The organism is Peptoniphilus raoultii, assembly GCF_900099555.1.
Taxonomy (GTDB): domain Bacteria; phylum Bacillota; class Clostridia; order Tissierellales; family Peptoniphilaceae; genus Peptoniphilus_A; species Peptoniphilus_A raoultii.
Genome location: NZ_FMWM01000002.1, coordinates 1,127,500 through 1,140,181, shown reverse-complemented (window position 1 = coordinate 1,140,181; position 12,682 = coordinate 1,127,500). Strand labels below are relative to the sequence as shown.

Genomic DNA, 12,682 nt, shown 5'->3' with positions numbered 1-12,682 from the left:
CTTAAACAATTAAATAATATAAAAAATAAACAAAAGGACTTACAAAAATAAGGGAATCAAATCTATCTAAAAATCCTCCATGACCTGGAAGGATTTTTCCAAAGTCCTTAATATTTACAGTTCTTTTTATTTTCGAGGCAAATAAATCCCCAAACTGACCTGATATTGATGCAAAAACTATAAGAATTACAATATAAAAATTAAGGTCAATATTAACATAAGCTCTCTTTATAAAATAAAAATACAAAAATGTAAAAATTGTGGCTAGAATTGTTCCTCCGATTGCTCCTTCAACAGACTTATGGGGACTTATTCTCTCAATTAATTTATGCCTTCCAAATAAATTTCCTGTTAAATAGGCAAAAGTATCAGTTGAAAAAGATATAATTAGGGCTGAAACAAAAATATAGATCTCATTAATTGATGCCAAAAGACTTAATAAAAATACACCATAAAAATAAGCAAATATAGTATATATCATATCTGAATTCCTATATTTTTTTAAAATTATTGACCCAAATCCATTTAATAGAAAAAATAGAGCTAAAGCAAATATTAAATTATAGTGAAAATAAGAGCATAAAAAAGTAATCAACGCTCCTATAAATAGGATAGGCAAATTTATTTTTATTTTGATTTTTAAAAATGCGTTATGAAGCTCTAAAAGTATTTCAAGTGTGCATAGAAAAATTGCAATTCTAATAGCACTCATGCCGACCATTAAAAGAATAACAATTGCAATGATTCCTAATGTCCCAGTAATTAAACGTTTACTTAAATCCGTCACTTATAAACCACCAAACCTTCTATCTCTTTTTTGAAAACTAACTATTGCCTTATACAATTCTTCCTTAGAAAAATCAGGCCATAAAATATCAGAAAAATAAAATTCTGCATAGGACATTTGCCAAAGCATAAAATTTGAAACCCTAAGCTCGCCGCTTGGTCTTATTAAGAGATCAATTGGTCCTTGACCCCTTGTATATAAATAGTTTTCAAAAAGATTTTTATTAATATCATTTAAATTTATAGAGCCATCTAACAAATCTTTTCCAATGTTTTTGCAAGCCCTTAAAATTTCATCTTGACCACCATAATTTAAGGCAATATTTAAATTCATTTTATTATTGCAAGAAGTTTCATCTAAAGCTGAATTAATTTCATCTTGAACAAGCTCTGGAAGAGGAATAATATCCCCCAAAACATTTATTTTAATATTATTATTTTTAATTTTTTCCAGCTGTGTTCTTACATAATATACAATTAATTCCATTAATTTGTTTATTTCATTTTGGGGTCTCTTCCAATTTTCTGTTGAAAAAGCATAAAAGCTTAAAGATTTTATACCCAAATTATAAGAAGCTTCAACAATTTCAATTACCCTATCAGAACCCTTTGAGTGTCCATAAGTTCTTGGAAGCATTCTTTTTTTTGCCCATCTGCCATTACCATCCATAATAATGGCAATATGTTTAGGAAGATTATTTAAATCAATTTCATCTCTATAAGTCATAAAAACCTCTTGTAAGAATAAAATATTTTAAAAAAACGGGCTGATAAATTAACAGCCCGAATCTCTTAAATTTCCATTAATTCTTTTTCTTTTAATCCTGTTTCCTTATCAATTTCATCTATATATTGATCAGTTAGCTTTTGTATGTCATCTTCGTAAGTTTTTTTGTCATCCTCAGTTATTTCATTGCCCTTTTCAGCCTTTTTAATTTCATCCATGGCATCTCTTCTAATATTTCTAATGGCAATTTTTGCAGATTCTGAATTTTTATTTACGATTTTTGCTAAATCTTTTCTTCTTTCTTCAGTTAATTGAGGGAAGACAAGTCTAATAACCTTTCCGTCATTTGATGGTGTTATGCCTAAATCTGATTTCATAATTGCCTTTTCAATTTCAGGAACAAGTTTTGCATCCCAAGGTGAGATCATAAGCATTCTTGCTTCTGGAACCGAAATACCAGCAACTTGGTTTAAAGGAGTTTGTTGTCCGTAATAATCTACTGTGATTTTATCTAAGAGGGCTGAATTTGCTCTGCCTGCCCTAATGGATTGAAAATCTTCCTTTAAAGATTTTATAGTTTTTTTCATCTTTTCTTCACAAGATTTTTTTAAATCCTTTATCATAATATCCTCCTATTTTACAACTGTCCCCGTAACTTCTCCAAGGCAGGCCTTATACATTGTATCTTCTTCATCAATTCCAATAACAATTAATGGTATATTATTGTCCATGCAAAGAGAAGTGGCAGTTGCGTCCATAATTTTTAAGCCCTTATTTAATATTTCTTGATAGCTTAGGCTTTCGTATTTTTTTGCCGACTTATTAATATTTGGATCTGAATCATAGATGCCATCAACACCTTTTTTTGCTAAGAGTATTAAATCTGCATCAATTTCTGCGGCTCTTAAAGCTGCTGCTGTGTCTGTTGAGAAAAACGGATTTCCAACTCCTGCTGAAAATATGACAACTCTTCCCTTTTCAAGATGTCTTATAGCGCGCCTTCTAATATAGGGTTCAGCAACTTCTTTCATTTCAATAGCTGTTTGGACTCTTGTAACAACATCCATTTTTTCAAGTGAGTCTTGAAGGGCGAGTGCATTCATAACAGTTCCTAACATTCCCATATAATCAGAGGTAGCCCTGTCAATAGTCTTTGCATCTCTGCCTCTCCAGAAATTTCCACCACCAACAACTATTCCTGTTTCAACTCCCAAGTCATGAATTTTTTTAACCTGAGCTGCAATTTTGTCTATGACTTTCATGTCAATACCTTGACTTTTATCACCAGCCATTGCCTCTCCAGATAATTTTAAAACAATTCTTTTATATTTAGGCAATATAATCACCTAGTTTGTACCCATTTGTTTTGCAACTTCTTCGGCAAAATCTTCACATTTCTTTTCAAGACCTTCGCCAACTTCAAATCTTACGAATCTTCTAATCTTAATATTTTCTCCAATTTTTGAAATTAAATCGTTTAAAATATCAGAAACTTTTTTATCCCCGTCTTTAATGAATTTTTGATCAACTAAAACAATTTCTTCATAGAATTTTTCAAGTCTACCTTCAACCATTTTTTCAATAATCTTGTCAGGCTTTCCTTCTTGACGTGCTTGTTCAGTTAAAATTTCTTTTTCGTGTTCAACTTCGCTTTCAGGAACTTCTTCCCTAGTAACATATTTTGGAGACATAGCAGCAACTTGCATAGCTATATCTCTTACAAAGGATTTAAATTCTTCATTTTTAGCAACGAAGTCGGTTTCAGAATTAACTTCAATCAAAACACCAATTCTTCCGCCATGAATATAAGAATCTACAAGACCTTCAGAAGTTATTCTTGAAGATTTTTTAGCAACTGAAGCTAGGCCTTTTTCTCTTAAAAAGTCAATTGCCTTTTCAAGATTACCATCGCTTTCAGCTAAAGCTTTTTTACAATCCATCATTCCAGCACCTGTTTTTTCTCTAAGTTCCTTAATTTGTGATGCACTAATATTCATTTTTATCCACTCCTTTAAAATCTAAAAAAAGGGAGTTTAAAGACCAGCTTTAGAACTCCCAAATAAAATTATTCTTCTTCGTTTCCTTCAGTATTTTGCTCATTATCTAAAGCATCTTGCATATTAATTTCTACTTCTTCAGAAATTTCAACATTTTCTGCTGCTTCTTCTTTAGAATCACTTGCAGAATCTTCTTCCATTACATTTTGAGTGCCTTGTTTTCCTTCAAGAACAGCATTTGAAATTGTTTCTGTAATTAACTTTACAGCTCTAATTGCATCATCATTTCCTGGAATTGGGAAATCAAGTTCATCAGGGTCACAATTTGTATCAACAATGCCTATTACAGGTATTCCTAAAACATGAGCTTCTTTAACTGCAATTCTTTCCTTTTTGGGATCTACAATATAAAGAGCATCAGGCATCTTATCCATATCTTTAATTCCGCCTAAGAACTTTTCAAGTCTTTCTCTTTCGTGAATAAGCTTAATAACTTCTTTTTTGGGAAGAACGTCAAAAGTTCCGTCTTCTTCCATTTCCATTAATTTGAAAAGTCTGTCGATTCTTTTTCTAATTGTTTTATAGTTAGTTAAAAGACCGCCTAACCATCTTTGGTTAATATAAGGCATTTCGCATTTTTTTGCTTCTTTTTCAATGGCATCTTGAGCTTGTTTTTTTGTACCTACAAATAAAATCTTTCCATCTTCTTCTGCAATTTGTCTTACAAAATCATAGGCTTCTTCAATTTTCTTAACTGTCTTTTGTAAATCTATAATATAGATTCCATTTCTTTCAGTGAAGATGAATTTTGCCATTTTTGGATTCCATCTTCTTGTTTGGTGACCAAAGTGAACTCCGGCTTCCAATAAATTTTTCATTGATATAACTGACATTTCTACCTCCGTTTATTCCTCCATTTTTATCTTCTAACAAAAGAACAAATTGCAACGCTTTTGTTATCAAAAAATGTGTGTTTTATTCCGCATAAAAGTATAACATAAGACCAGCGTTTTAGCAATTAAAATTTAATATAAATAAGCATTAACTATATTAAATAACTTATAGTAATCACTTTAAAATAATTTAATTTTAAAAACTGCAAAAAAACACCTAAAAAAGAGCTTTATAAAACTCTTATTAGATGTTATGCTTTATAATATATAATTAACATTTTATTAATTCTTAAATAACGTATTTTTATTTTTTAATCTCATTAATTACTATTACCACTATATTACTTACCTATTAATTTTTGTTCTACTACTTCCACTAGAACAATTATGACTAACCCAATTAATAAAGCCTTTACAAGGTCTTTAAGAATATAAACTAATAAAATCCCTACACACAAGTAAAATAAACTTTTAAATATTTTTAGAAACATCTAATCACCTCTTCATAATCTAATGTGTAAAAAATGCTTAACAAAAATAATTAATTACTCAAAAAAAGTTGTCTATAGCTTTATTATAGATTCTTTTACACATTGCTGTCAATGAATTTTTTAAGTATTTACTAAGGTAACTTAAGAAATTGGAAACTCTTACCATAAATTACTAGGGGATTACAAAAAATAATCAAAAAAGCAAAAAAATACAAACATATAAAAAAACTAGGCTTGTCTACAACATAAAACTTAGTTAATAATAGTTTTAAAATTTATTAATTAAATTTTTAAATCTTTCAGGAAAGTCATCTGTTATTTCTATTTTTTCTCCTGTAATTGGATGATTAAAAATTAATTTATAGGCATGGAGCATTTGTCTTGTAATTTTTAAGGAATTCTTTCGGCCGTAAATAAGATCTCCTACAACAGGGTGACCTATATAGGCCAAATGAACTCTTATTTGATGAGTCCTCCCCGTTAAAAGTCTTATTTTTAAAAGGGCATAGTCACCGAAATCTAATATTTTTTTATATCTTGTGACAGCTTTTTTTGAATTCTCATAGATAACTGCCATTTTTTTTCTATCCTTTGGATTTCTACCTATTGGCTGGTCAATTTCTCCCTTGTCAATATTCTTTCCATGACAAATAGCAAGATAATATTTTTTGATTTCCGAATTTTTAAAAGCCTCCACCAATTTATAGTAAGACTCATTTGTTTTTGCAATAATCATAAGACCTGACGTATCCTTATCAATCCTATGGACAATTCCTGGCCTTATAGGGTCTACATCTGAAAGGTTTTCAAATCTATTTAAAAGACCATTGACAAGAGTGTGATCAAAATTTCCTGCTCCCATATGGACAACTAAATCCTGAGGTTTTGAAATTATTGCAAGGTATTCATCTTCATAAATCACTTTAAAATCTATTTCTTCTTTAAAAGGTTTTGGCTCTTCAGGATAAGAAATTTTTATTTTATCTCCAGCTTTTAAAGAATAGCCAGCCTTAACTTTTTTTTCGTTTAAGATAATTACCTCAGAATCTATTAGTTTTTTTATTTGAGATCTGCTTAAATCAATATTATCTTCTAAAAATTTATCAAGTCTTTTATTTTCATCTTTCCTTGCTATTAAAAATTCTTCTTTCATCTTGCATGTCTTTCATAATAAATACTGTAAATAAATAATATAAAGCAGCCACATACTATAAAAGCATCTGCTAAATTAAAAACGGCAAAGGAATAGCCAAAGAAATTTGTGGAAATAAAGTCAACAACATATTTTAAACGAAGTCTATCTATAAAATTTCCAATAATTCCTGCTATAACAAGACTTGCACAAATTTTTACAGTAAGGTTCATCTTTGAATAATATTTAAATAAATAGAAAAATATAAGACTTAGAGTCACAATGGTGATTATTATAAATAATATTCTTGCATCTTTTAAGATTCCAAAGGCTGCACCTGTGTTTTCAGTATATGAAAACCACATAAAGTTTTTTATGATTTCTAAATCACTAGCTCCTTTTAAAAATTTTACAACTAAGTATTTAGAGAACTGGTCAATTATAATTAAAATAGCTGATAGTAATACTACAAACATTTTTGTCTCTCCTATTTCGGTATTTTTATTTTCACAAGTAGTTTATCTTTTTTTGTAGTTTTTTCTATATTAGAAAAAATTATCCGTCCATATCTTCTTACTGAAACTAAGTCATTTTCATTTAACATATATGATCTCTTATCTATATAGGTGAAATTTACCTTAACTTGATTTTGAATTATAAGGCTTGCTGCTTTTGATCTTGGTATTTTTAAAGCCTGAGATAAGAAGGCATCGAGTCTTCTTGATGAAATAATAATTTCTCTTTCGTTATATTCTTTTTTTGGAAAATCCTCACCATCTTCAGTTTCAATTAGGCTAACATTATAATTTGAAATTTTTTCAAGATTATAAAAAATAAAATCGCTTATCTCATTTTTGGCAAAAAAATAAGTGAAGTCTTTTCCAATTAGAATATCACCTATTTTTCGTCTATCTATTCCAAGCCCTAAAATGCTTCCTAAAACATTTTTATGTTTTATCCCCGACATGCTATTAAATTTAAAAGCTCTAATATCAAAATTTGTGGGCTCCTCTAAATATTCAGGGCCCATAGAAATCACACTCAGCTCACTTTGGTCATAGCCACCGTAAACTGAGTATGACAAATTTAAAGAGTTTAAAATTTCTGTTGCCTTTTTTATTTCGTGGGGATTTAAAAAATCACTTGTAAGATTTACATAGTCATTAATGACAATTTCAGCCTTATCAATAATTTTTCTTAACTCTATTAAATCATTAGGATCATTTATGTGTCTTAAAAGATTCTCTCTATTTAATTTTACCAAGGAAACATACCATTATTTTTTAGAGTTTCCTTTAAACCATCAATAGCCACATTGCTTGGTGCTAAAATGAAAATATCCTTATTTACCTTTTGAATTTTTCCGTCAAGGGCATAAAGAGCACCGCTAACAAAATCAAAAATTTGTCTTTTTACTTCTGTGTCTAATTGTTCAAAATTTAAAACCACAGCCTTGTGTTGTCTTAAATCGTCAACGATTAATGGTGATTCATCATAAGATAAGGGTTCTTGTACAGTAATAACAAGTCCTGAAAGTATATCTGCCTTAGCCTTAGTAGATTTTTTGTTTGTAAACGTAGAAGAACTTGTTTCTACTTCCCTTTCAGGAATACTTTCTTCAACATATTCATCTTCATAGTCATCATACTCATAGGCTTCGTCATCTGCAAAACCAAAAATTCTCTTTAATTTATCAAATGTTTTTTCTGCCATAATATCCTCCTAATTAATAGATTCTTTTCCCAAAAATTTTGCTTCCTATCCTAACCATGTTTGATCCTTCTTCTATGGCTAGTTTAAAATCAGAACTCATACCCATTGATAGGTAGTCCATGGAAAGCCCTTCAAAATTTTCATTGGAAATTTTTTCCTTCATTTTAAACATCTTCCTAAAAAGACTTCTTAAATATTTTTCATCACTTGTATTTGGTGCTATTGCCATAAGTCCCCTTATAGAAATATGCTTAAAATCTAATAAATCATAAATAAAGGAAAGAGTTTTACAATACTCAATTCCTGATTTAGTGTCTTCATCACCAATATTTATTTGCACAAGACAGTTTACACAAATATTATCAGCTTCGGCTCTCTTTTCAATTTCTTCAGCAAGTTTAATCCTGTCAAGCGACTGAATCATTTCAACTTTATTATAGATATATTTTACTTTATTTGTCTGTAAATTTCCAATCATATGATAATTTACAATATTTCCAAGTTTCCCTATCTTATCTTTTAATTCTTGGACCTTATTTTCGCCAACGTCTTTAATGCCGAGATTGGTTATCTCTTTTATTATCTCAGCTTCATGGGTTTTTGTAACAGCAATTAACCTTACTTCTTGTCCTGTCACTGAATGGCGTCTGGCCTGTTCAATTTCCTCTAAGACCTTATTTAAATTATCCTTAAGTTCCATATGGCCTCCTAATTCAAAATACGCGATTCATCAACTGTCCTAGGATTTAATACTATTGCATCATTTATGGTAAGAGTTTTGTAGGACTTATTGTTTATTTCAATTAAGGACTGTCTAGTGCCCCTAGAAATAAAGACTTTTTCATCTTCCTCTTTTATTATATCTACAGGTACAAATTTAACAAGCCCCTTTATTTCTTGAATGTAAAGTCCCAATAAACTATTTCTTTCAATTAAGCAGGATTTTGGAACTATGTATCCTCTTGTCTTTTCAACTATTATCTTGCCTTCATGAATTCTCTTATTATAAATATCTTGAATGGAGTCGTTAAGACCAATAACTATTGCTGCTTTGCCTTCAAATCTATTTATTTTTAAGATCTCTCCAGTCAAAATATCTAAATTATTTATTTCAATAGAAATTCTATCGCCTGTTTGGTAATTTTTTATTTGTGCTTCCTTGGGAACTAAAGCCACTAATTTATAGGAAAAATTATCTATTAACTTAAAAATTGCTTCGTCTGCTTTTACATTTAAATTAATATTATTTTTCTTCGGCCTTTTTGCTTCCTCCACATATTTATAGGTATAATTTGCCAAATTAGGATCTGAAAAGTAATCTTCCAAGCCGTCAATTTCATAGGAAACAATTCCTGTAAACTGAGCATTATAAGTGATGTTATATTTTCCTATTTCAGATTCTAAGGAGAGTTTTTTATTTTGAAGGTCATCAATTGGCATCGACAAATATTCCTTTAAATCATTTATGGAAAAAGATCCCTTAGAATCAAGATCCATGGAATTTATTGCCTCATTTGCCCCTTCAAAATTTCTATTTATAATATACCTTTGAATATCCTTATTAAAAGAAAGTTTTTCTGTTTCCTTTCCTTGGGAATTAAGATAGCTTATAGCTGCTTCAACTTTTAAAAGTTCATCCCTCAGATTTGAAATATCCTCCATTAAATTTATGGAGCAAATTTCGTAACCAACTTGTACTTTTTGACCTTCGCTGGCATTAAAAACAGCAATTCCACTACTTGAAGCCCTATAGACCTTTTCATTTAAAATATTATAAAAGGTTGTATCTATATCATTTTCATAGGTTGTTAGAGTAGGAAATATAGTCTTATAAGAATTAAAATTTTTCCCCTTGATAAATTTAACAAAAAAAGTTACTATACAAGCTATAATAATTAATGCAAGGATTCTCCTAAAAACATATTTTTTACTATTTAGCTTTTTACTTTTCAAATTTACCACCTAGAATTAATTCTCAATTATTAAATAATTATAACATAAATAGGCTGTTTTTTATATTATTGGAAAAAATTTTGTTCAATTTCTTCCTTTTTTTCTCTAGTCATTAAAATTTTTACTGCCTCTTGTGGATCCTTCCCCTCATATAAAACTTCATAAAGTTTTTCAGTAATAGGCATTTCTATATTTAATTTTTGGGCAAGCATATGGGCAGATTTTGTAGTTTTAATTCCTTCAACAATTTGCCCAACTTCCTTTGAAGCCTCTTCTACACTTTTGCCTTCGCCAATTAAAATACCTGCTCTCCTATTTCTAGAATGCATACTTGTGCAAGTTACAATCAAATCTCCCATGCCTGAAAGTCCGTTAAAAGTGTGTGGATTTGCACCAAGAGCAAGGCCCATCTTACTCATTTCATACATACCCCTTGTCATAAGAGCAGCTTTTGTATTATCTCCAAATTTTAAGCCATCGCTAATTCCAGCAGCAAGGGCAATTATATTTTTAAGGGCACCACCTATTTCAACTCCAATTAAATCGGCATTGGTGTAAATCCTAAATTTATCTGTGGAAAATTCATTTTGGATAATATTTGCATATTTAATGTCCTTAGATGAAACTACAACTGTTGTTGGTATATCATTTCCCACTTCCTCTGCATGAGATGGACCAGAAAGGGCAACGAAAGGATTGTCGGGAAGAATTTCTTCACTAACTTCTGAAATCCTATCTAAGCTTTCAACTTCAATCCCCTTTGAAAGATTTACAATAATTACATTCTTTGATAGTTTGCCCTTAATAGAATTAAGTAATGGCCTAACGGCTGAAGTCGGAACAGCTAAAACTAAAATTTCAATGTCTTTTATAGCATCTTCTACATTTTCATAAAGATTAATTTCTTTTGAAAATTTTGATCCTGGCAAATATTTGCTGTTTTCCCTATTATTTTTAATATCAAGCCTTGTCATTTCATTTCTAATATAAAAATTTATTTCATGATTTATATTTGACAAAAGTCTTGCCATGGCAGTTCCCCAAGAACCGCCTCCAGCTACTGCAATTTTCATTTTTTGCCTCCAATCCTATTTTCATTTCCATTTAAAAGCCTTTTTATATTTGACTTATGTCTAATTATACCCAAAAGGCAGACTATAGCAATAAGAATTTTGTTTTCCAACGAAAAATCTCCAAATGCCCCATAGGAAATTATTGAAGATATAAAAAACATAATTGAGGCTAGAGAAATATACCTAAAGGTCAGGGCTATTATAAGCCAAATTATATAGGGGATTATTGTAAATTTAAAGGAAAAAATAGCTAGGCTTCCAAGAGTCATCGCCATTCCCTTGCCTCCCTTAAAGGACATGTAAAAGGGATAATCATGGCCCAAAACTCCAAATAAAATACCAAAAGGTACATACTCATATCCAAAAAATTTTCTAATTATTAAAACTAAAATAATTCCCTTAAAAAAATCAATAACAAAAGTTACAAGGCCTGCCTTTTGACCTAAGACCCTAAAGGCATTTGTGGTTCCAGCATTTCCTGAACCGAATTTTCTAATATCCTTATTTAGAAATAAATTTCCTATTATAAAAGAACCTGAAATATTTCCTATTAAATAAGAAATTACAGCTATCAAAAGATATTTCATTTTTCTACTCCACGATTTTTTAAATCTAAGATAATTGGGCTGCCAGTAAAGGCAAAGGACCCTCTAATTTGATTTTCCAAATATCTAACATAGGAAAAATGAAAAAGCTCCTTATCATTTACAAATAATAAAAACCTTGGTGGCCTTACGGCAACTTGATAACCTAAATATAGTTTTCCTCTCTTTCCCTTGTCAGATGGGGGCTGATTCATAAGACTTGCTCTATTTAAAATATCATTTAATACTCCTGTTTGGATTCTATGGTTATAATTATTATTTACTAGGTCAATCAATTCTAAAAGATTTTCTATTCTAATATTTTTTAAAACTGAGATGAAAATAATTGGAGCATAGGATAAAAAGGGCAGCTCCTTCCTAACCTCAGCTTCAAAATTATTCATTGTGTAGGTGTCTTTTTCTATTGCATCCCATTTATTTACACAGATAATTATGGCCTTATTATTGTCATGGGCATAGCCAGCAATTTTTGAATCCTGTTCACTTACCCCTTCTGTTGCATCAATTAAAAGTACGCAGACATTTGCCCTTTCAATGGCCGTTAAGGTTCTAATCACAGAATACCTTTCAATATTTTCCTTTATCTTTTTTCTTTTACGTAGGCCAGCTGTATCTATAAATAAATAGTCTGTATCCTTATAGATTATTTTTGAATCTATAGCATCTCGTGTTGTTCCTGGAATATCAGTAACAATTGATCTTTCTTCGCCTGTTAAAAAATTAAAAAGTGATGATTTTCCAACATTTGGTTTTCCTATCAAGGCCACTTTTATTTGGTCATCATCTTCATCTTCTTCATAAAGAGGCAAATCTTTTATAACTTCATCTAATAAATCGCCAACTCCCATTCCCTGCTCTGCACTGATTGTGAAAGGATCTCCAAGACCTAGCTCATAAAAATCGTATAAATTTTCCCTTGATTTTTTTGAATCAAATTTATTAACGGCAAGCACAACTTTTTTCTTAGCCTTTCTTAAATAATTTGCTATTTCTCTGTCTGTAGAACTTACTCCATCAAGTCCGTCAACAAGAAAAATAATTACATTACTTGTGTCTAAAGCCAAATCGACTTGAGCCTTGATATTTGACATAAAAATATCTTCATCTCTAAGATCAAGTCCGCCAGTATCCACAAGTAAAAAATTATAATTTAGCCATGAGGCCCTTTGATAAATTCTATCCCTTGTAACACCAGGAGTATCTTCAGTGATGGAGATTTTTTTGCCTACTATTTTATTAAAAAGTGTTGATTTACCAACATTTGGTCTTCCAATTATAGAAACTACAGGTATTTCCATTTGCTCACCTCTTT

The 12,682-nt window shown here is 30.1% G+C and carries 15 protein-coding genes; all 15 read right to left on the bottom strand.

Annotation, left to right across the window (positions count from 1 at the left end):
- Window position 1: 1 nt before the first annotated feature.
- Complete coding sequence (locus BQ4446_RS05505) at window positions 2-712, bottom strand: phosphatidate cytidylyltransferase (protein ID WP_245149705.1); 711 nt, start codon at window positions 710-712, stop codon at window positions 2-4.
- Between the two features lie 75 nt (window positions 713-787).
- Window positions 788-1,513 (bottom strand): isoprenyl transferase, encoded by a 726-nt coding sequence (locus BQ4446_RS05500; RefSeq protein ID WP_071027369.1) that lies wholly within the window; start codon window positions 1,511-1,513, stop codon window positions 788-790.
- Between the two features lie 65 nt (window positions 1,514-1,578).
- On the bottom strand, window positions 1,579-2,136 hold the full coding sequence (gene frr / locus BQ4446_RS05495) for a ribosome recycling factor (RefSeq protein ID WP_071027367.1): 558 nt from the start codon (window positions 2,134-2,136) through the stop codon (window positions 1,579-1,581).
- Between the two features lie 9 nt (window positions 2,137-2,145).
- Complete coding sequence (gene pyrH / locus BQ4446_RS05490; RefSeq protein ID WP_071027365.1) at window positions 2,146-2,850, bottom strand: UMP kinase; 705 nt, start codon at window positions 2,848-2,850, stop codon at window positions 2,146-2,148.
- A gap of 9 nt (window positions 2,851-2,859) precedes the next feature.
- Complete coding sequence (gene tsf / locus BQ4446_RS05485; RefSeq protein WP_071027363.1) at window positions 2,860-3,510, bottom strand: translation elongation factor Ts; 651 nt, start codon at window positions 3,508-3,510, stop codon at window positions 2,860-2,862.
- Between the two features lie 68 nt (window positions 3,511-3,578).
- Window positions 3,579-4,403, bottom strand: a complete 825-nt coding sequence (rpsB, locus tag BQ4446_RS05480) for a 30S ribosomal protein S2 (RefSeq protein ID WP_071027361.1) — start codon at window positions 4,401-4,403, stop codon at window positions 3,579-3,581.
- Between the two features lie 759 nt (window positions 4,404-5,162).
- Window positions 5,163-6,047: an RluA family pseudouridine synthase gene (locus BQ4446_RS05475; RefSeq protein ID WP_071027359.1), complete on the bottom strand. Its 885-nt coding sequence runs from the start codon at window positions 6,045-6,047 to the stop codon at window positions 5,163-5,165.
- On the bottom strand, window positions 6,044-6,502 hold the full coding sequence (lspA, locus tag BQ4446_RS05470) for a signal peptidase II (RefSeq protein WP_071027357.1): 459 nt from the start codon (window positions 6,500-6,502) through the stop codon (window positions 6,044-6,046). Before lspA ends, BQ4446_RS05475 begins: the two co-directional genes overlap by 4 nt.
- An 11-nt stretch (window positions 6,503-6,513) precedes the next feature.
- Window positions 6,514-7,290, bottom strand: a complete 777-nt coding sequence (locus BQ4446_RS05465; RefSeq protein ID WP_071027354.1) for a YlmH family RNA-binding protein — start codon at window positions 7,288-7,290, stop codon at window positions 6,514-6,516.
- Window positions 7,284-7,739, bottom strand: coding sequence for a cell division protein SepF (locus BQ4446_RS05460; RefSeq protein ID WP_071027352.1), 456 nt, complete (start codon window positions 7,737-7,739; stop codon window positions 7,284-7,286). Before BQ4446_RS05460 ends, BQ4446_RS05465 begins: the two co-directional genes overlap by 7 nt.
- 13 nt (window positions 7,740-7,752) lie before the next feature.
- On the bottom strand, window positions 7,753-8,439 hold the full coding sequence (locus tag BQ4446_RS05455) for a YggS family pyridoxal phosphate-dependent enzyme (RefSeq protein ID WP_071027350.1): 687 nt from the start codon (window positions 8,437-8,439) through the stop codon (window positions 7,753-7,755).
- A gap of 8 nt (window positions 8,440-8,447) precedes the next feature.
- Window positions 8,448-9,701 (bottom strand): biotin/lipoyl attachment domain-containing protein, encoded by a 1,254-nt coding sequence (locus BQ4446_RS05450; RefSeq protein ID WP_245149675.1) that lies wholly within the window; start codon window positions 9,699-9,701, stop codon window positions 8,448-8,450.
- Between the two features lie 56 nt (window positions 9,702-9,757).
- On the bottom strand, window positions 9,758-10,765 hold the full coding sequence (locus BQ4446_RS05445; protein WP_071027346.1) for an NAD(P)H-dependent glycerol-3-phosphate dehydrogenase: 1,008 nt from the start codon (window positions 10,763-10,765) through the stop codon (window positions 9,758-9,760).
- On the bottom strand, window positions 10,762-11,352 hold the full coding sequence (plsY, locus tag BQ4446_RS05440) for a glycerol-3-phosphate 1-O-acyltransferase PlsY (RefSeq protein ID WP_071027344.1): 591 nt from the start codon (window positions 11,350-11,352) through the stop codon (window positions 10,762-10,764). Before plsY ends, BQ4446_RS05445 begins: the two co-directional genes overlap by 4 nt.
- Entirely contained in the window at window positions 11,349-12,668 is a 1,320-nt protein-coding gene (gene der / locus BQ4446_RS05435) for a ribosome biogenesis GTPase Der (RefSeq protein WP_071027342.1), read from the bottom strand. Before der ends, plsY begins: the two co-directional genes overlap by 4 nt.
- Window positions 12,669-12,682 lie beyond the last annotated feature (14 nt).